Below are 20,314 nucleotides of genomic sequence, written 5' to 3'. Positions count from 1 at the left end.
TTTGTTTTAAGGTCATCCGTTAATAATCGAGAATGACATCAATCGTTTTGAAGGCCACAAAATAAGCTGCTAACGAATTAATGGCTTCATCCAATCCAAAAACGAAACCTGCGCTCCCTAAAATAAACAGATTAAAAAACATGACACACTGCCCAATAGAAAAACGCGTCTTTTTACTGATTAGGATAGCGATAACTTCTGTTCCGTCTAAAGCCCCTCCGTAACGGATGATTATCCCTACCCCTATCCCCAATAGAATCCCTCCCGCCATGACGGCGATAACCGGATTTTGGGAGAGGACAGGCAAAGGTTCCAAGAGGAACGTTCCTATTGCCAACAGAAATAGCGAGTATAGGCTAAGGAAAGCAAATTGCTTGCCTAGGAGATTATACCCTAGGAGTAAGAATGGGAGATTTAGAATTATAAGAAGAATCCCAAGTTTATAATCGGTTAAATAGGATAGCATAATGGCAATGCCTACAAAGCCACCATCTATTACATGATTTTTCACGAGAAGCAGCTCCAACGCAATACTTACAAGCAAGGCACCAAAAAAAAGAACGATCCCGCTTTTATAAAGAGGTATCCTCGAGGATCGGCGATTGGATATAAATTGTGCACGGTATAGGAACATAAAATTCCCCTTGTCCTTTGTATTGGATAAGCTCTATCTAACGGTACTTAAATATATGCACAATAGCTCAGGAAAATCATCCTGCCATGAAAAATGGCACAAAAAGGTTGGTATTATAAAAATATAGTTGACAGATAATTATTAATATTTATAATAATTATTAAACAGGAGGTGCTAGATATATGGAGTATGTCATGATTGCCTTTGCTTTCCTAGCCTTTACATCACTGGGAATCGCAACCGTCATAGGAGTTAAATCTCCTTCTGATTAACTTCCGTCTAGCATCTTGGTAAAACTGATCCTGCAAGCTCAAAGCGGACAAGGAGCCCTCTATATACGAATAGAGGGTTTTCTTGCTGTTTGGAATTGCGTTCACAAAAAGAAAGGGATAAGCTTAACTCAGACAGAAAAAGCTGTAGAGGAGTGTTCGTGATGAAATATAGGCAATTAGGAAAAACAGGTTTAAAGGTTTCGGTCGTTGGTTTAGGAACTTGGCAATTTGGAGGTGAATGGGGGAAGGATTTTTCCCAAAAGGAAGTAGATGAAATCATCCAAACATCTAAAGATGTGGGCATTAACTTTATTGATACAGCGGAGTGCTACGGAGATCACCTCTCTGAGAAATTCATCGGAGAATCCGTAAAAGCAACTCGGACCGATTGGCTGATAGCCACTAAATTTGGACACCATTTTCACGGCTTGATGAATCGGGACAGGGATTACTCCGCCCAAGGAATGATTGCTCAGCTAGAAGCCTCCCTTAAAGCTTTACAAACCGATTACATAGATCTCTATCAGTTTCACTCCGGGCCTGACGAGGCTTTACGCAATGATGATTTATGGACGGCACTGGAAAAGCAAGTTCAGGCAGGAAAAATTAGGCATCTCGGAATTTCCATTGGGAAAACATTAGATCATGAAAAGCAACTGCAAATCGCAAGTAAGCTTCCGGTCGAAACCGTGCAATTAGAATACAATCGATTGCACCTTTTGCCTGAAGAAAAAGCGTTGCCTTTGTGTGAAGAGCATCAATACGGCGTGTTAGCCCGCGTTCCTCTGGCCAGCGGGTATTTAAGCGGAAAATACGCTCCAGGAGCCTCCTTTGCAGCTAACGATGTACGCATTCACCATAATCGGGAAGAGGTAAAACGAAAGCTGGAAGAAGTGGAAAAAATCAAAAAGGAAGAGGTTCCCAAAGGGATAGACATGTCTCAATGGGCGCTAGCCTGGTGTTTACGCCATCCTGCGGTAACTATGGTTATTCCAGGCTGCAAAAGTCCCCAGCAGGTGGTCGCTAACGCGAAAGCTTCTGAGATTGCCGAATTCGTTCATCAAAACCATCCGCAAGCTGTAGAAAACGTCTGATCCAACTACTTAAATAAAGGAGTACTCCGGGATCATCATCCGGGTACTCCTTTTAAAGAGTTTACCTATACTCCACCCGTCCAGCCTTTCGTCTCTTCAAATCAGCCATTTTAGCAATAGCTTGAAGTACCTTTTCCTCATACTTGACTTCGTATGGTATCTCAATCAATCCTTTTTCCTTATCACGCAAGAAAAATAAAGACATGGTTTCCACGAATTTTCCTTGATTAAGGCTTTCATAGGCTAGCTTGTATAGGTAAAGCTGAGTCTTATATTTGCTTATGAGGTCAGTAAGCCGATTAGTCCGGTTCGTCTTTAGATCAATAATTTGCAGTCCATTATCACTGCGGGTAATTTTATCGATCGTACCGATAATATACACCCCGTTCAGGTTCAATTCGAAGCTCCATTCATTTTCAACCGGTACACCAATGACAGCTTGATCTATGCCCCGATAGCTATCCACCATGGATTCTAGTGCTTTTTTATAGAGTCGAACGTTCAACCCTTCTACCAGGTCCAAAGCTTCTCGCACGGCTTTATCCCTATCCCAACCCGCATCGATCCATTCGCAGACGCGATGAACGAGAGTACCCAATTCACCTGCATCGATCCCGCTGAACTCCCCTTCTTCCGAGGCTTCCTTCAGCCATTCCGGATTGATTTTCAGGATGTGTCTTTGATAATAGGTTTGCGGGTTATCCATAAATTCCATCACTTCGGTAACGGAAAAGGTAATGGGCATGGCTCGTTCCCAGGATTGGGTGGGTCCAGGGTATTCCCTTGTGTCCAATTCTATAATTCTCTGGTGTACATGATTAGGAATAATGGAGAGGACAGCTTCTCCACCGTACCCATCCATCTGCCCCAGCGCATACTGTAACATCTTATACCAGGTTGTACCCGATTCCTCTTCCGTTTCCTTGCCGCTTCCTGCTGATGCGGATAAAACTAAGTAATCCCTCGCCCGAGTGGCTGCTACGTAGAAGAGACGTTTTGACTCTTCCAGTGCCTCATCTTTTAATTTAGCGTTCAGAGCTTTAAAGAAGGGCGATTTGATTTCCTGTTCCTGATGAGGATGCTCCGTATCGTCTTTTTTGTAGCTTACCAATAGCCGATGTTCTTTATGAAAACGCAAACTTCCCCGATCAGGCTGCAGCCGCTTGCTTAGGTTGGGAACAAATACGACGGGGAACTCCAGTCCTTTTGAGGCATGCACCGTCATGATATGGACACAATCGCCCTCCTCCAATTCGACCTCTGCCTCCCCTTCTTTTTCAGAGAGCTCAATTAGTCGATTGATTTGGTTAAGCATCTGGTCAATAGAACCATTATAAAGTCCTTCTAATAACCGGATGAGCTTTTCCACATTTTTAGTTTTCTGCAAGCCATTGGGTTGAAGCAGACAAATCAGACGCAAGCCGCTGTCCTCAAATAGGTTGAATAGCGCTCTTCTTATCCCCGTTTGATGCGTGTAAGGAATCCACTTTTCAAAAAAGGCATAGAATCGATCAAGCTTCTCGAGCAGATCATGCGGTAGTCCCCTATCTTGATACCCCTTTTCATAGAGGAGAGCAGAAAGAGGGAGACCGGCCTCTTTCTTTAGGCTATGGAGTTCAAACAAGTCGTTAATGGTCAGGCCGAAAAGAGGGCCCCGCAGAATCGAGAAGATATATAACTCTTCCCAAGGACGATTGATCCACTGGAGGAACGTGAGGAAATCGATCACTTCCTGTTTTTCATAAAACCCGATCCCTCCGTAAACCACATAAGGGATATTTCGTTTTTGCAGCGACATCTCCAACTGAGTCAATTGCGTACGGCTGGGTATTAAAATCGCCATATCACTCCAACCCGGTTTGACCCAGCTTTTGGTCTTTTCCCGGTATACCTTCGTGACTCCTCCTTGATAGACATCTACCATTCGGCTAGTTATGGAGTCATACTCATCGACTGGTTCTCCGGGATCGGACTCCGAATCCTGGGGGTCAGGCTCGCTGATTTTCAGCAATTCCACCCGGCGCTCGCCTTCCACCTCTGAATCCCGATGGGCAATCAGAGGAGAATAATGAATTTTATACGGAAGGTCACTTGGTTCTGAACCTAAAATGTTGGCAAAGATTTGATTAATAAAATCGATAATCCCTTGGCTCGTCCGGTAATTTACGGACATATCGATCAAGGACTCGTCACTGCCGTAAACAGCCGCTTCTTTCATATATTCCTTCAGCAAGCTTACGTCTGCCCCTCGGAATCGGTAGATGGATTGCTTGCCATCGCCTACGATGAACCTGTAGGCTGGCTGGATCCGTTGCAGCATCTGCATTTGCAGAGGATTTGTATCCTGGAATTCGTCGACCATGAAATGCTTATATTTTTTTCGGCATTGGCCGGCTACTTGGACATCAGACAGCACATCTACCCCTTTTCGCTGCAGATCAGAGAAATCCAGAACCCCACGGTCCCGTTTGATGCGTTCATAGCGCTGATGGAACTCGTGCACCAGATCAGCGAAGAGGCGAATAATAACCTTTAGTTCATCAATGCTCTCTTGAGTTAAATTCGGGTGATCCTCCCAAAAGCTTTTCACCGGCGACCAAACCGATTTGATAAAATGATAGAGCTCTGGCGCATGAGTTTTCCAAGCTCCTGCAAGGGCTGGGATCGCCTCCTGGCATTCGCTGTACCAATGAGCCGGAGATTGTACTGCATTATCGCCCATTCCTTCCAATAGCGCAATGATCCGTCGGAGGTGGGCAGGCGTCTCGCTTGTGCTTTTCTTTTTACCTTTGCTTTCTTTCTCTTCCCGCATCGCTAAGCCGTGCTTCAATGCTTGCAGGTGATGGGGTGCCTGCAGGCAAAATTCCGCCATCAGCCTTTGCTTCTCCGAGTATTCCATCTGAAGAGGGATATCAATAATGGTTTTCGTATCAAAGGCTTGCTTCAAATCGAAATAGGCGCTTTCCCGCAACTGCGCATAGACCTCTTGGATACTGCTCTGTAGCGACGCTTTGCTATAAAAGGCAAAAAGAGGCTGAGTTGCCTGATCCACTTTTGGATCTTCCCACATCTCATCCAGGATGCCTGCTTGCAGCAGCTTGGACTCGACATCATCCAAAATGGCAAAGGAAGGCAGAACATCAGCTTCAAACGCATGTTCTTGAAGCAACTTCTGGCAGAAGCTATGAAAGGTGGTAATCGGTGCACTGGCCAGCCCTTCAATTTGCTCCGTCCAAAATTGAAGGGCGTGCTCTTGTTCCTTCCCCTGATAAATCCTAGTGGCTTCTTTTTTCTTTGCATGCAGGGCCTGAGAGATCCGCTCCCGCATTTCCCGGGCGGCCTTCTTGGTGAAGGTAATCGCAACAATCTGTTCCACCCCCGCCCCCATTGGATAAGGGTGACCCTCCAGGATGCTTGTTAATTCATTTTCGCAAATGTAGACATAGCGTTCCGTTAAGACTCTTGTTTTACCAGAGCCCGCCCCGGCGGATATGACCACCAGGGGGTGCTCACTGGTAACAGCACTGACCTGTTGCGGGTTAAACCCTGCCTCTACTAGCTGTCGCTTTTTGACTGCAGCCATACTCCTATCAACCAAACTCATCCTACACCTCCGACTCTTCCAGCTGTGACTTGGTAATCCGACAGACCGGCTTATATACGCAGGACTTAGAACACCTTAACGGCTTAACGGAAAAATCGCTTTGCATTCCTTTCCATAGCTCCCCAATCCGTTTCTTAATGCCATACTTATTAAAAATAGTATTAGCGTCCATGTCTTTTTCTTTATTTGCCCAGCCACTAACCTTGAATTTCGATCCTTTACCTGCGTGCTTGCCGTCCCACACGGCATTGGAGGCTCGCCTACCGGGGTCTTTCATCGAAATATAGCTTCCTCCATAGGCGCGCGCCCCGCCAAACTCCTCCTCCAACGCCCAGATGTACATAAGCAGCTGGAGCTTCAAGCCGTTCGTCGCTTCTTTCTCCAATTGGATGGAAACACTTTTCCCTGACTTGTAATCGTACACTGTAAAGCCGGTTCCATCCCAATCAACACGGTCGATTTTTCCTCTGATCATCAGGGTGGTTTGGGTTCCGTCCAATTCTATGTGCAGCTCTTTCATGATTTCCTTTTCCAGATGGGCGATTAGCATCTCGTGCAACTCTTCATTTTGCCAAAAGTAATAGCGTTCGGCTGACCACCATTTTCGGATATTTCGCCAAAGCTCATCCCGTTCGCTTTTCAGCTGAATGGCCGAAAGGTGACTATTTTTCTCTTCGACCTTGTTCCATAAGGTTTGGAAGGTCTTGATTAACGTTTCTTCAGCTTGAGCTTGCAGCCCATTTTGGGTGAAATGGGAGAATGGTGTATTGACCAAGCCGAGGTTCTCATAAAATTGTTCGATAAACCGATGTTGGGCCGAACCCTTTTCTTTAACATCCAGCTCGATCATCCGTTGAAGGGGTTCCCCCACTTGCAAAAGATCTTCCATAGCATACTTAAACCCGCACGCCGCATACCTTTCCAATGCTGTCACGGTTACGGTACCGCTATAATGGGCCTGCTGTCCTTCCACCCATTTGGCAGTCAATAGCTCAGAACCTGTTTCCAAACGGTCCAAGTGGATCTTGGCCTCTGCTATAATTGACGGGAATTCTTTTACAGTCCTCTTGAGCCCCGCATGGTAGGCCAGCTTCTCTAGCTTGTCTTGCTCGTGGTAGAAGACGTATTCCCCATTCGCCATTCGGCTCATCCGCCCCGAAGCCCCAAAAGTAAGTTCTTTTTTATATTTCCGGTTTTCTGCGATAAGTGCTTTTACCGCGTCCCTCGGAATGGTTGCGGCAGCAGCACGGGCCTGACCAAGTACTTTCACTTTGCGGTTTTTAATATATTTGGAAGGGAGCAAAGGGTTTTTCTCATCTACTCCCACCACATAAGAAAAAGTTAAATACGGAGCCAAAAAAGAAAGCTGACGGAAAAGCACATCCTGCATTTTCTGAAAGGTAGCTTTGTCCGGTTGACCATACGGAAACTTCTGATGCTCCAGGTCACTTTCCTGGAAATAGCCTTGCAGCTTAAATGAATTGGGGAACACCCCGTCATTCATGCCGAGGATAAACAATTGCTCTCCTGAAAATAAACCCACGTCGCTAATGGAATAAAGAGACAATCCATTAACTGGGGATCGATCCTGATAGATTTTTTCTTTCTGCAGTCCCTCCATAAACCAGTCCTTAAAGGTAAAGTAATAGACGGGCATCGCCATTAAGCCCATAGCATGAAGTTCTTCCCTCTTGTCCTGGGCTAATCCCAGCAATTGATCGTAAGCCTTCCATTCCGTACATACTCTCTGAAGAAGTTCGGTTTGGCCCGATTCAAGATGCCTTCGCCAAAACGCTGGAAGGCCGAGGCCCTCTAGAAAATGCACCAACTGCATCAAATAGTTCTCTAATGTATCCTCATCAGCAAGCTGGGAACGAAGGCCAATAAACCCATGGAAGATTGATTCGACTTCCTCAGGCAAAGCCGCATCCCCAGAGAGGTAATCTCGCTTATAGTTCGTGTACTGTTGGGGAGTGACAAACAAAAGGCGCAGAACACTGTCCAATACTTCGAGCTTCTCCCACGTGTCCCTGTAATCCCGATCATCAAGTACCATGGCTAACAGGCGAAAAAGCTGAGTGCACGATAAGGAAATCGAAGACGGCTGCTTGATCGGTATGGATCGCTTGTCAGCGATTCGCATCCAATCATCCAGATAGTTTTCTTCATCTGCCAGCAGGACACCAAACCGGCTAAACCCTTCTTCCCCCGCCTGTTGACAAATCAAGTCCAACACCCCGTGGATTTCTTCTTCCTGAGTGGTGGCCTTTATTACTCTTTGATGCTTAAGCATAGGCTTAGAACGCGGCCCTGTTCCATGCTCCAAAAACCCCATGCTCTTTAAGCGATGTGCAGTCTCCGTCAGGATCGGTTCTCCAGGAAGCTGCGGTAAATAAACCGTAACAGGGATATTCAAGCGGATGATGGACTGCAGCAATTGGTATTGTAAGGGATTCAGATCAAAGAAGCCATCAATCACCAAGTGACCAATAGGCATGAAAGAAGTGGCCTGTGCCGATTGAATCGAAAAGTTTTCAGGGTCAAAAAAACCTTGCTTCAGCCATTTTTCTTCATAGCTATTAAATACCGCTGCCATTTGCTGAAGCCTAGGAGGCAGTTGGTCTAATGTCCAAGCCATGCGCTTTAATTGCCCATAAGTATGGGAGTAGGCTACGGCCCTATTCTTTGTTTCCTCCATACCTTTTCTGCTCGCATGTTCCCGCAGCATGATTTCCTGTATCAGGATCCGTCGCTGTTCATCAGTTATTTCAAAATAGGGTTCTCCAGCTAGCTCATGGACCCACTTCTCCATATCGTAAAAGGTAGCGAACGCTACTCCTGACTGTCTTTTCTGAGCCACTCGCACCCACTTTTTGGACGGAAGTACATAATATACAGGCTGCCCCGTTTTCTGCTGCAGCTTATGCCAGCTCTTTAATCGGTTTGTATAAGCGATTTCGGTTATTTTGGACCATTTTAATGCCAATTGGCGCACATGATTCCCCTCCCGAAAAATAGAATAGAAAAACGCCTCCACCCAACCCCGGAGGGTTCAGGCGGGGCGAGTCCACTTGATCGTATAGCTTCATCTTATCACATCTTTATAAAAGCTGCTTCCAAGAAGCCCCATCTTCAAACGATTGCTTAGCTTTTATGAGCAATTGGTCGCTTGAGGATCATTATTATGATCACGCCTATCAAACCTGCAAATAGAATAAGACTCATGCGGTCCCCTCCTCTTTCTTTGCTAGCGATAAGATAATGATCGTACTGATAATGCATAGTGTCCCTAGCCAATCTATGGGACCAAAACGAACTTGGAGCCAAATGACCGATAGGAAAGCTGCCGACAACGGCTCAATACAAGCCAGCACGCTCGTTTCTGAGGCTGTCAGATAATGTAAGCTTTCAAGGTAACAGTAGAAAGGAATGACTGTACCAAACAAAATAATAAAAATGACCGCAAAAAACGACGGAACAGACCACTGCCCTTCAAAGATCCATGGAGGGTGGATAAAGCTAAAACCGAACCCTCCAATCAGCATCGCCCATCCAATGACAATCGTGGAACCCCATTTCGCCAGAAGCTGTTGGGGCTGTAACGTGTAGAATGCCAAGGCCACCGCAGAGGAAAGCCCCCAAAACAAAGCCCAACCTGAAATGGATAGACTCTGAATATTCCCATGTGTAACCAAAAGAAAGGTCCCCACTACGGCTAATATGACAGCTATCATTTCTTTTAAAGTAGGTACCCTTTTTAACCGAAAAGCTAGATAACAGGTAATAAGGACCGGTGCTAAGTATTGAAGCACCGTTGCTGTAGCAGCATTTCCGCGAAGAATAGCGGCAAAATAAGTATATTGAACAGCCAGCATACCTAGAATCCCTAGCAGGATGAGCTGAAAGCGGTCCTGGCTATTCTTCCAAATTCCCCATGCCCGTTGCCCTTCTTTTCGATATGCGATTGCTAATAATATAACGCTGGCTAACAGCAAACGTGTTACCACAAGCCAATTGACGCTAAAGCCCTGCTGCTGAAATAAAAATTGAGCCACTGTGCCGGAAACTCCCCATAAAGTCGCGCCCGTAAAGACTAGCAGCATGCCTCTTGTTCTTGTATCCGATAAGGTCATTCTTTCGGAAATCATATACTACCCTCCACCCATGTCGTAACCTTTTATGTTTTTTATAATTACGGACAATCATTATGTAAATATATCAAAATTTCAACAGAACGGCTATCATCTGCTGCGCATGCCATTCGGCAATCGGTGCATATAAAAACCTATCCATCATGTGAGGATAGGTTTTTCCTAATCTTTATATTACATTACGTCGGTTATTATAAATCTGTATCCTTCGCCAAATGACATTATTACTCCTTGTTTCTTCCTGAAAGACTTCGTCAGGGTTTACAGTAACCCGGAGATAGTAAATACCGTCCGGGACATCAGTCACGTCAATCCATTGGCCGTATACGCTATAATCATAATCCTCGGCCCAGCCGGGGGTTAAGCCAAATATCTTGCGTTTGCAAGAACGATAACGCTTCTCATAAGATGGACCTTGATAATAACGCTGATCCAACCGAAATTCGTCCCCTACACAAAAAGAAACCTTATCTGTCGCAGCTACTGTATCACCGATTCCTCCCGTATACGGATGAACCCGACATAGATCATAGTTTGCCATGTGGGCAATATGCCAATGCTTGTGTACGGGGTGATAGACCATACATTGTTTCATCCTGATCGACTTTGTTGATCCATCACTAAAAAATATCGTTTGGTAACCAGCCGCTTTACCTTTACCAGGACAAGCCCTGCTAGAATCAACGCGCCTTACTTGTAGAGGGCCTCTTCCGATATTTCCGATGGCCTGACTAAAACGAAGACGGTGTCTTGTCTGCCCGCCCTCCTCAATGGTTTCCATCCGCAAATCACTTGGGGGGAGAGGAATTAAATCGGGAAGCTGGGCAATTGCATTTATAGAACCTTTTTTCATCATTCAGCTCCTCATTTTGTCGTATATTGATAACCTACACAACAAGATGAGAATTGGTGAACGTTGACTTATTTAAAGGAAAGCCCATCTATTTTTTGGTTGCCTGTATGGCGACAAAAATATCCTTATAGTATGAATCGATTTCTTTGATCTGAAAACCCGCTCGCTCAATTTTTGACACGGTGTTACGATTCAACTCACACCCATCGCATAGGCGGCTCCAAGCTGGAGTCAGCCAATCCTGCAGCTTACCAAGATATTTGTTATCTAACCTAACATGTTCAAAGAAAAGGACTTGGGCATGAGGCTTACAGACTCGCTTGACTTCTTGAAGAGCCAGCTCAGGATGTGGAATGGTGCAAAAAACGAGTGTAGCTACTACAGAATCAAAATAGTTATCCGGAAACGGCAAACTCTCGGCACTTGCGTCTAAAATTTCAATGGCTACCTGGGCTTGATTCTTTTTTTTAATAGATTGCTCCCTCATAAGCCTGCCCGGTTCAATTGAAATAACCTTCTCGACATTGTGATAATACGGGAAGTTTACCCCCGTCCCAGACCCCACTTCTAACACGAGGCCACTTGCTTTCGATATTAGCTCTTGGCGAATCGCCTTGAACCTTCTCCGTTCCAAGGGGCCCATTAATAAGTCATAATAGGATTGAAAAAATCTGCTCACTTCGGCACCCTCCTGTTTCTGTTTTTACCATTAAGTACCGCTCATTTCCTGCGAAGGGCTTTCCATATAACCGAGGGATGAAACAGTGTATTCGCTGGTCTCAGTAAATTCATGACATAGACAAAGGCATTATAAATATCCGTATCCTGAGAAGACCGTTGGAATATACGTTTGGTGTACCATTGGAGGAACGTGAGTCCCATAGGTTTGTTTCCTGTCACATGGCGATGGCGAAAATCTTCGATCAAAATCATAAGCCATACTGGGTCAATGATTTTAGATATTTTTCGGAAATACCGAGAGGCTAGGTCAGATGAAATTCCCCTCCCCTGTTTCCAAGCCTTTTGAAGGCATTGGTCCAGCGCAAGAGCTTCCATAGCCGCAACAGACATGCCTTGTCCAAAAACAGGGTCGAAGCGGCATAGGGTATCACCAAGAAACAAAAATCCCTTAGGAAAATTCTGTAGTTTTTCATATCGATAGCGAATCATATATGGAACTTTATATACCTGGATATCGGAAAGAGGCTCTGATCCCTGAAGTTCCTGGTAGATGGTATCTTGGGACAATTTCTTGGTCATTTCGATGAATTCCTTGGCATTCCGAGGCAAGGGGCGATCTTCATCTTGATCATAATCAAATAACGTGACAATATAGCGATTTCTCTCCGTACGGGATAAAGCAGCTCCTGCTTTTTCCGCGGGGGGTGATGGGTACACCATGAGGACGGACCAATCTCGTTTCTTCTCAGGTTTCAGCTGATAGGTTTGACTGATATAACGAAGGTTAATGGTTACCTTCTCTACAGGACAGATATAGCCCTGATCGATAAACCATGTTTGAAACCTTGAACCATAGCCGCTCGCATCAATGACGAGCTCAGCAGATAAATCGGTAGGTACAGGTGAGCCTTCCTCTTGTACCTGAAGTCCTTTAATAACCTTCTCGCTTGCATGAAAGATAGGGCGTAAAGCCTTTGTTTGATATCGGATCAGTATATGAGGATTTTGTTCTACTTGGTTTCTGATATGACCTTCCAAAAACGGACGACTTTGAAGAAGGATGGACAAGTCCCCTTCGAATCTCTTCTTCCAGACGCCATGATGGAACCATTTTAAATCCCGCGTTCCATTAATAAGAACCGAACCGTTGCCCAGCATGGCCTGGCCAATTCCGGGAAAAAGCTGCTCTAATGCTTCTTCTCCCCTTTTCAGCAAAACATGAAGATGATACCCTTGCGGAACTTGTTTTCTCGGTTCTTTACCAAGAGGTCTGGCTCCCTGTTCCAATACTGTCACCTTTTCAAAATATCTGGACAACACTTGAGCCGCACATAATCCGCCGATTCCTGAGCCTATAATGACGGCGTGCGACCCCATTCTTCGTTTTTCAAACATGTTCCCTTGCTCTCCTTGCTGATGATCTATTTTTTCCATTCTTTCAAAAGTGCATAGGCCTCCTCGGCCATGCGTTTGAATCCTTCCCGGTTAGGATGTACCCCATCCGCATTATACCGGGACAGAATTCCTTCCGCTTGCGGGTCCAACAGAGCAGAATAAAAATCGATCACCCCAAGATTCCTTTCTGCCGCAAAAATTCTCATCCCTTCACGATACTGCCTTAGCAATAATTCCTCTGCTTGATAGTCAAGAGGAATAGGCAGACCGATTACCACAGCAGCAGGGGTTTTCGCTTGCAATTCTTCAACTATAGCTGTTAACTCCTTGCCGGCTTGTTCGACCGTTATTCCTTCAAATGCATCATTGGTTCCGCCTGTAACAATGACAAGATCCGGCCGATCCTGAATCACTTCCGGAACCCTCGCTCTCATATCAGCTAAGCATTCGCCATTGACTCCGTGATTCATCACCCTACAAGACAACAGTTCTCCTAAAGCGTAAAGCCATGAATAAGAAGGTCCGAAGGGAAAACCCCACGTATTGGAATCTCCCAATCCAGCGATTTTCATTATAATCCCCACTTTCACTTTATAACTTCTCCCGATCTTGTGATGCCATTAACTATTATAATACTATCCAGGTGACATAAAAAAGAAGAGGAGTCAAGTATTATACCTGACTCCTACTTTTATGCAAGACGGTTCATCTCATCTAGGACCCAAACGGATAACTTCTCGCTTTTTCCTGAATGGAAATCCATTTCACCGTAGTAAACTCTTCAAGTGCCCATTCTCCGCCGTGCCTGCCAATTCCGGAATCTTTTTCCCCGCCAAAGGGTACCATCGGTTCATTATTCACAGTTTGATCATTGATGTGAATCATCCCTGTTTTAATTTGCATTGCCACCTTTAGCGCTCGTTCATGAGAGCTAGAAAAAACGGCCCCGCTTAATCCATATTGGGATTCATTAGCTATTTGAATTGCATCTTCTTCATTTTCAGCGCGTAAAATCAAGGCGATGGGACCAAAAATTTCACTTTGAGCAATGCTCATCTTATTGTGTACATCTGTCAGGACAAACGGCTTAACTACATTTCCATCAATTTTTCCTTCCAGAGACAGCGTTGCACCCTCCTGTAGTCCCTCTCTTAACAGCTTCTGAATAGTCCTGACCTGCTTTTGATTAATTAAGGGACCGATAACGGTCTCATGATTAAAGGGGTCGCCTGATTTTAGCCTGGATGTTTTCTTAATGAAAGTATCAACAAACTCATCATAAATCTTTTGGTCAACAATAATGCGGTTAATCGCCATGCAAATCTGTCCTTGGTGCAGAAATTTCCCAAACACGGCGGAAATTGCGGCTTGCTCGATATCCGCATCATCAAGAACGATAAAAACATTGTTGCCGCCAAGCTCAAGGGAAACTTTTTTCAAGTTTTCCCCGGCTACCCGAGCAACCTTCCTGCCTGCTTCTGTTGAACCCGTAAATGAAATAATTCTCGGGATGGGGTGTGCAATAAAAGAGTCGCCAATATCTTGGCTAGAAGCGACAATCACACTGATGAGGCCGCGAGGAATTCCCGCGTCTTCGAATATCCTTGCCAGTAGAAGGCCACCACTAATAGGAGTGTCGAGAGATGGCTTAATGACTACTCCATTTCCTGTAGCCAATGCAGGAGCTAACGAACGCATGGTTAAGGATAAGGGAAAGTTCCAAGGCGTAATGACACTGACTACCCCTAATGGTTCCCGCACTATCATATTTCTCTTTCCAGGGACGATGGAAGAAAATAGGCGAGTTTCCATCTGAAAAGGATACATCGCTGCCTCATTGGCTAAATGAATCGAAGCAGATACTTCCATATTGGCTTTTAGTCGTGTACTTCCTGATTCTTTAACGAGAATATCTACAATCTGTTCTCTTCTTGACTCAAGTAATTCTGCTGCTTTCCTAAAAATTCTTTCTTTCTGATAAGCTGAGGTTTGTGCCCAATCCCTCTGGACCCTTTCGGCTTCTGCATAGGCAAGATCTACATCTTCCCTTGTGGCCATTTTTATTTTTAGCAACTCTTCCATTGTATAAGGATTTTGCACCGAAAGAACGCGCTCGCTCGATCCTTCTCGCCATTCTCCACCGATAGGGGATACTGACCATTCAACAAAATTTGTCATTGAGTCCTCTCCTAGCTATTAATCTACTTTAATCACGTCTAAATCTTCCGGTACAATAACCACACCCGAGAATGTCTCCGAAGCCTCTTTTAATGCAATGCTTGCATCTGCCTCCGGCAAGAAGTGAGTAAGTACCACTTTTTTAACCCTTGCTCTTTCCGCAATTGTACCGGCCTGAGCAGGAGTGCAATGCTCCTTTTGAAGATTGTTCCAAATCCTGTCAAGGGCCGCACTTTTTCTTCCTGTCGTCAGACCTGCATTTTGAATAAGGATGTCCGCCCCTTCGGATAATTCGACGATCTCTTCATTCGGAGCTGTATCACTGGATATAACCACAATTTTTTGACCGATATCAAAACGGAAGGCATATGTCGGAACGTTATGTACCATGCGGGCAGTTGTAATAGGGTATGGCAGTGGGTTTTCCATTAACTTACCGGGTTCACTGATTTCGATTATTTTCACATCTAGAATTCCGGCTCCCGAACGTCCGAGTGAACAGCGATAATCTATATCGAAGGAGTACATTTCTAGTATTCTTTCATGAAAAGCCTTCGTACCTTTAGGACCGATAATAGTCAGTTCGGATCTTCCTTGACCCCAGCCGCCTAGCAAAAACTGGCCATATCCTAACGTATGATCTGAATGAAGATGAGTTAGGATCAAATATTTGATGGATTCGGGTGCGATCCCGGCTTTCATCAATTGGGCAGTCGTACCTTCCCCACAATCCACTAAGATGGTATCTTTACCGATATTAAGAGCCTGTGCGGGCTGCGACCGGTTTAAATTCGGGCGCGGACTCCCTGTTCCTAACATGACAACGGATATTTCTGACATCGTAAACATCTCCTTTTATCCAGCTACATTTGGGAAAAAATAATAAGATTTAAACCTGCTATGAAAATGATGAAACTGGCAATTTTCCTTGTCATTGCATGAGGAATGTGCTCATACCATCTCAACCCAAGAATCGTACCCGAAAATACGATGATAGAGCCCAATAAGAAATAGGTATATAGCTCACCATGAAAATCCCCATTTAAAACGTGCAAAATGACGGTGAACAGGTCAGTACATAAGAATGAGGCTTGAAGATTCGCATTATAAACGAATTTATCCCGGTGATATAAAAGAAAATAAAAGACAAAAAACGGACCTCCAATGGCAAAAACCCCTCCAATGAAACCGCCAATAAAACCCACGAAAATACCTGCGTTGCGCATGTTAAGGTCGGAACCCGCAACGGGATTCTGCTTACTTGCCAATAGGTAAATAACCATGCCGACCAGAACGAATCCAAGCCATTTTTTCATATCGTCCATGTTGCCGAAATAACTTAATATAAAAAAAGATAACACTCGGCCTGCTAGGGCTGGCACCAAAACGAATAATAAGCTTTTTACATGAACGTGCTTGAAGTACTTGATAAATATCTTAAGGCTTATCACTACGGCTAATGAAACAATAAGCAAGGTACTGTCTTGGAGACTGATCAACATGGGCAGAAAGCCCATGGCAAAAAGACCGAAACCAATACTGCTAGATGCTTGTATAAAGCTTCCTATGAATAAAATAAGCAAGATTCCTAAAAGTTCCCACACTCATCGCTTCACCTCTTTTCACTTATTCAAGCGTGTATTTTAAACCGTTAGAGCTGCTCGCTTAAAACTTTGTCTCTCATTTCATCTACTATTTGATTAAGTTCAGACTGTAGTACTTTTCCCTCTACAACCCCTTTAGTTGTCCATAATAAGTGATTTAGGAAAGAAACATAAGGGTTATCCGCTTGTTGGGTCATTTCGTGCCATAAGGCTTCCAATTGCTTTTGAGTGGGCTCTTTTAAATCCTTATCATTCATTTCAACTAGATCGTAGACTTTTTTGCTCCATAGCTCGAAATCAAACATTGCTCATTCCTCCTTTAGGGTTGGACCTGCCATTCGAAGATGGCAGACCCGATAAATTCTTCTCAGCCAATTTTAGGGAATGGAGCAATGCGCTCTGCTCCTAATAATTCCATGTCACGAGTCATAATTTTTATCGTATTCTCAAGCTTGGTTGACTGTAGCTTTAACAAGTGACGACGTTTTGCAGCATCGCCGCAATGTTTGATCATGATATCCCGACCTACGGCAATATGTCTAGGCTCGTCCGCTACCACACTTTTTTCAATATCCGACCGCAAATCCTCAGGCAAAATGGAATAAGTAATACTCTCCTCTGGGTTTAACGTTCCATAACCAAATAGAAACACTAAAATGGGTTCACCTGTGCACTGCAAGGCAAGAGCAATCTCCGCTGGATCATCATAATTACTGGTAAGCTGGAATTGCTTGATGACTTCTGGGCTCACTTCGTAATCCTGTAGCCTGGCACTTCCTCCATAGTGCTTGGCCCACTGGCTCCAAATCCGCTGATGCTGCACTTCATCAATGATTTGTTGCGCCAAACGGATCCGAATTCCTATAGTTTCGGGATCTGATTCCAACATCACGATTTGCTTCGAAGGAGGGTGAACCCCATTATAAAATTCTCTCCAAGCGAGACGAGCTGACAATTCCAGCAATCCTTTTCTCTTGGCTTCCTCATCTAACTCCACCACACGCCAAGCGTCTTTACGAAAGAACGCTTCTCCGAACATTTCCGATCTGCGAATAAGTCTCTGTGCAAACTCCTCCGGAGACCATGCCATCACTTCCTCATCTGTTAATTCCTCATACTTTGGCAATTCAACGAAACTGATCATCCCAATCTCTCCTCATCACTTAAATTTAATGTTAATGATTCGCCACAAACATAGGGGGCTCTTCAGAAATTGCTGTTTTTTGCACCGATGGCGGACGTAGAAACAGTAGTGTCGTAACCACCCCTGAAGCTACTAGTATAGCGGCGAAATAAAAGGCATTATCAAAGCTTTGCGTCGTGTCAACAATATAGCCTGTAATGATAGGCGCAAAGATACCTGGAAGCGTCTGGAATACTTGCAATACTCCAGCCTGGGATCCTGCTTGTTTCGGTACGGTATCTGCAATGACAGGCCCTACCGTTCCACCGGCGCAAGCATTGGCCAAACCGGCAATCGTGAGTAATATAATCGCATGTACAGCGGACTCTACCCTAACAACCATGGTGAGAGATACCACGACCACAGCAAACCAGCCTGCTGCCCAGTAAGCCCTTGCCACTCTTTTGCTGCCAGTCCATTTAAATAAGCCATCGGAGATCCTGCCTCCAACCATCATTCCAAATGCCGCACCTAACCAAGGAAACATAAGGGCAAATCCCATCGACTGTAAACTTAAGCCTCTTTGTATATTTAAGTAACCGGGAAGCCAAGTCATTAAAAAGTATAAGGCGTACCCAAAGCAAAACGCTGCCCACCAGTTGGCTACGATTGTCCCTCTGACCTCTTTCGGAATCGCTAATAAATCTCTAAGTGAATTTTTTCCCTTAGTTGACGTTTGAGGGGCACTGTCTCCCTGTTCTGAACGTATCCAACTTTTTTCCTCATCACTCATATACTTGTTCAGTTCCGGCCTGTCCGTAAACCACTTAAGCCATCCAACTACCCATAGAATACCGAAAATTCCCAAAACATAGAATGGGACTCTCCATCCATATTGACTAATCATCCAAACGATGATGGGTGCACCTAGTGCTGGACCTAAGTATACGCCTCCGAACGCAATGCCGTAAGCACTGGAGTACTCCTTCGGGCTCATCCAATTCGTAATAATCCGGATCCCGTTGGACATGGTTGGCCCTTCGCCGACTCCAAAAAATATTCTGGCAATGAGGAAAGAAACATAGTTCCATGCTGTCGCCGTTCCCATTGTAAAAATGGACCATACGGTAACCCCCCACAACCAAATCTTCTTAGGACCATATTTATCTGCGCCAATCCCCGCTAAAAAGGAAAAAGGAACCAAACCCCAGAAGAAGGCACTTAGTATAACTCCCCACTGCGTAGCAGTAAAGCCAAACTCGCTCATTATGGGCTCCGTTGCCACAGAAATAACTATCCTGTCCAGAAAATTGATAATCATCAGTAGAGAGATGAACCACATGATAGCCCATCGATAATTCTTCTTAAACACACTTACCGCCTCCTTCGAGAATAGGCCCAACCCATATGAAACTAAAGCGTTTCCAAAAGCTGATTAAATATACTTAATGACAGGTTTAATTGATATGCCTTTTTCCATATCTTCACTGGCCTGATTGATCTCTTCTAAGGAGTAGAAAGTAATTAATTTATCTATTGGAAGAAGGCCATTCTTATATAATTCAACGAGTTGTGGGATGAAGGTATGGGGAACACTGCTTCCTTCCACCACTCCGGTTACAGTTCTCTCAGATCGCAGCGTTTTGATATCCAAACTTACTTCCGTACCTAGCGGGGGAGCACCAATCACGGCGGCTGTACCTAAAACGGCTAGACAATCAACGGCTTGCCGGAGTACTTCGGCTCTTCCGCTTGTTTCCAAGGAATAGTTCACGCCTTTTTCAGCTATCTTATAGATTTCTTCTAGCGGGTTGCTTCGATGCGGATTAATGACGTGAGTCGCACCTAATTCTTTTGCAAGCTCCAGGCGATTATCTTGTACATCAACTGCGATAATCCTTGTGCATCCAACTAGTTTTGCGGCCATAATTGCACTTAAGCCCACTGATCCACAGCCAAATATAGCTACACTCGAGCCTGCTTCAGGCTTTAGTTTATTGAAAACCGCACCACAACCCGTTTGAATACCGCAGCCCAATGGACCTAAGATATCCAAGGCCACATCATTGGGTACCTTTACCACGTTCCTTTCACTACAGACAGAATAATAGGCAAAACTGGATTGTCCAAAGAACGTAGATATTTTTTGACCGCTTACATGTAATCGATGGCTGCCGTCCACCATCTTTCCGCCGAAATTTAGGCCAAAAAAGGTTTCACAAGCATATGGCTTAGCATTATGACAACTGCTGCAGGTACCGCAGGAACTGAACGTCAGTACCACATGATCCCCAGGTTTAATACTCGTTACTCCGTCTCCTACTAACTCTACAACACCAGAACCTTCATGTCCTAGTACAGCTGGCAGCGGAACCGGAAAGTGCTGGTCTCGTACAATTAAATCCGTATGACACATTCCCGAGGCAACCATTCGAATCAGCACTTCCCCTGTTTTGGGCCGTTCAATTGAAATATCTTCTATCTGAAAAGGCTGTCCTTTGCCGTGTGTTACTGCCGCTTTTGTAATCAACTTTTGACCTCCTAAAAAATCGTAAATTTAGCTGTGTTTTATGATATATTTATAATAGAGTTTTTTTATCAGGGAGGAAGTCCTACACTTCCTTCTTTTTTTTGCCACAGTCTCCACCCATAAAATCCATTCAAAATCTGTGGATCAGGACGTGGTTGGATGGGAATCAACCATACAGGTTTAATGCCATTCAAT

General features: G+C 44.7%; 16 protein-coding genes. 1 reads left to right on the top strand and 15 read right to left on the bottom strand.

All coding sequences use genetic code 11. The annotated features are described in order from the left end of the window. Positions 1-19: 19 nt before the first annotated feature. The gene (locus tag ABLT31_RS06565; RefSeq protein WP_367749902.1) at positions 20-634 is read right to left on the bottom strand and encodes a YitT family protein; all 615 of its coding nucleotides are present in this window, start codon (positions 632-634) and stop codon (positions 20-22) included. Positions 635-1,067: 433 nt separating this feature from the next. Between ABLT31_RS06565 and ABLT31_RS06560 the strand changes: the two genes are divergently transcribed. Beyond that, positions 1,068-2,000, top strand: a complete 933-nt coding sequence (locus ABLT31_RS06560; protein ID WP_367749900.1) for an aldo/keto reductase — start codon at positions 1,068-1,070, stop codon at positions 1,998-2,000. A gap of 61 nt (positions 2,001-2,061) precedes the next feature. Here the strand turns inward: ABLT31_RS06560 and ABLT31_RS06555 are convergent, their stop codons facing one another. From ABLT31_RS06555 to ABLT31_RS06490, 14 genes are all read right to left on the bottom strand, one after another. Further along, the gene (locus ABLT31_RS06555) at positions 2,062-5,604 is read right to left on the bottom strand and encodes a UvrD-helicase domain-containing protein (RefSeq protein WP_367749898.1); all 3,543 of its coding nucleotides are present in this window, start codon (positions 5,602-5,604) and stop codon (positions 2,062-2,064) included. A gap of 1 nt (position 5,605) precedes the next feature. Continuing rightward, positions 5,606-8,599 carry a PD-(D/E)XK nuclease family protein gene (locus tag ABLT31_RS06550; RefSeq protein ID WP_367749896.1) on the bottom strand — a complete coding sequence of 998 codons (2,994 nt, stop codon included), beginning with the start codon at positions 8,597-8,599 and terminating at the stop codon, positions 5,606-5,608. Between the two features lie 226 nt (positions 8,600-8,825). After that, positions 8,826-9,752 (bottom strand): DMT family transporter, encoded by a 927-nt coding sequence (locus ABLT31_RS06545; RefSeq protein ID WP_367749894.1) that lies wholly within the window; start codon positions 9,750-9,752, stop codon positions 8,826-8,828. Positions 9,753-9,924: 172 nt separating this feature from the next. Continuing rightward, a complete protein-coding gene (locus tag ABLT31_RS06540; RefSeq protein WP_367749892.1) occupies positions 9,925-10,608 on the bottom strand; it encodes a lysyl oxidase family protein in 684 nt (227 codons plus the stop codon). A gap of 88 nt (positions 10,609-10,696) precedes the next feature. Continuing rightward, positions 10,697-11,287, bottom strand: a complete 591-nt coding sequence (locus tag ABLT31_RS06535; RefSeq protein WP_367749889.1) for a class I SAM-dependent methyltransferase — start codon at positions 11,285-11,287, stop codon at positions 10,697-10,699. 41 nt (positions 11,288-11,328) lie between these two features. Beyond that, positions 11,329-12,723, bottom strand: a complete 1,395-nt coding sequence (locus tag ABLT31_RS06530; protein WP_367749887.1) for an FAD-dependent oxidoreductase — start codon at positions 12,721-12,723, stop codon at positions 11,329-11,331. Next, on the bottom strand, positions 12,711-13,274 hold the full coding sequence (locus ABLT31_RS06525) for a GDSL-type esterase/lipase family protein (protein ID WP_367749885.1): 564 nt from the start codon (positions 13,272-13,274) through the stop codon (positions 12,711-12,713). The genes ABLT31_RS06530 and ABLT31_RS06525 overlap by 13 nt, the downstream gene beginning before the upstream one ends. Before the next feature lie 124 nt (positions 13,275-13,398). Continuing rightward, positions 13,399-14,862, bottom strand: coding sequence for an aldehyde dehydrogenase family protein (locus ABLT31_RS06520; protein WP_367749883.1), 1,464 nt, complete (start codon positions 14,860-14,862; stop codon positions 13,399-13,401). A gap of 18 nt (positions 14,863-14,880) precedes the next feature. Further along, entirely contained in the window at positions 14,881-15,702 is an 822-nt protein-coding gene (locus ABLT31_RS06515; protein ID WP_367749881.1) for an MBL fold metallo-hydrolase, read from the bottom strand. 23 nt (positions 15,703-15,725) lie between these two features. After that, on the bottom strand, positions 15,726-16,466 hold the full coding sequence (locus ABLT31_RS06510; protein WP_367749879.1) for a sulfite exporter TauE/SafE family protein: 741 nt from the start codon (positions 16,464-16,466) through the stop codon (positions 15,726-15,728). A 47-nt stretch (positions 16,467-16,513) separates the two neighbouring features. After that, positions 16,514-16,771, bottom strand: a complete 258-nt coding sequence (locus ABLT31_RS06505) for a hypothetical protein (protein WP_367749877.1) — start codon at positions 16,769-16,771, stop codon at positions 16,514-16,516. A 62-nt stretch (positions 16,772-16,833) separates the two neighbouring features. Then, the gene (locus tag ABLT31_RS06500) at positions 16,834-17,610 is read right to left on the bottom strand and encodes a hypothetical protein (RefSeq protein ID WP_367749875.1); all 777 of its coding nucleotides are present in this window, start codon (positions 17,608-17,610) and stop codon (positions 16,834-16,836) included. A gap of 31 nt (positions 17,611-17,641) precedes the next feature. After that, positions 17,642-18,961 (bottom strand): MFS transporter, encoded by a 1,320-nt coding sequence (locus ABLT31_RS06495; protein WP_367749873.1) that lies wholly within the window; start codon positions 18,959-18,961, stop codon positions 17,642-17,644. A 63-nt stretch (positions 18,962-19,024) separates the two neighbouring features. After that, positions 19,025-20,119, bottom strand: coding sequence for an NAD(P)-dependent alcohol dehydrogenase (locus ABLT31_RS06490; RefSeq protein ID WP_367749871.1), 1,095 nt, complete (start codon positions 20,117-20,119; stop codon positions 19,025-19,027). Positions 20,120-20,314: the final 195 nt, after the last annotated feature.

Source organism: Ammoniphilus soli, assembly GCF_040813775.1.
The sequence above is the reverse complement of the archived record's forward strand: the minus strand, read 5'-3'. Positions and strand labels throughout refer to the sequence as shown.

Bases quoted from the DNA above. Each gene is read 5' to 3' on its own strand.
- ABLT31_RS06565 (WP_367749902.1), bottom strand. From the start codon at position 634: ATGTTCCTATACCGTGCACAATTTATATCCAATCGCCGATCCTCGAGG.
- ABLT31_RS06560 (WP_367749900.1), top strand. From the start codon at position 1,068: ATGAAATATAGGCAATTAGGAAAAACAGGTTTAAAGGTTTCGGTCGTT.
- ABLT31_RS06555 (WP_367749898.1), bottom strand. From the start codon at position 5,604: ATGAGTTTGGTTGATAGGAGTATGGCTGCAGTCAAAAAGCGACAGCTA.
- ABLT31_RS06545 (WP_367749894.1), bottom strand. From the start codon at position 9,752: ATGATTTCCGAAAGAATGACCTTATCGGATACAAGAACAAGAGGCATG.
- ABLT31_RS06540 (WP_367749892.1), bottom strand. From the start codon at position 10,608: ATGAAAAAAGGTTCTATAAATGCAATTGCCCAGCTTCCCGATTTAATT.
- ABLT31_RS06530 (WP_367749887.1), bottom strand. From the start codon at position 12,723: ATGGAAAAAATAGATCATCAGCAAGGAGAGCAAGGGAACATGTTTGAA.
- ABLT31_RS06520 (WP_367749883.1), bottom strand. From the start codon at position 14,862: ATGACAAATTTTGTTGAATGGTCAGTATCCCCTATCGGTGGAGAATGG.
- ABLT31_RS06515 (WP_367749881.1), bottom strand. From the start codon at position 15,702: ATGTCAGAAATATCCGTTGTCATGTTAGGAACAGGGAGTCCGCGCCCG.
- ABLT31_RS06505 (WP_367749877.1), bottom strand. From the start codon at position 16,771: ATGTTTGATTTCGAGCTATGGAGCAAAAAAGTCTACGATCTAGTTGAA.
- ABLT31_RS06500 (WP_367749875.1), bottom strand. From the start codon at position 17,610: ATGATCAGTTTCGTTGAATTGCCAAAGTATGAGGAATTAACAGATGAG.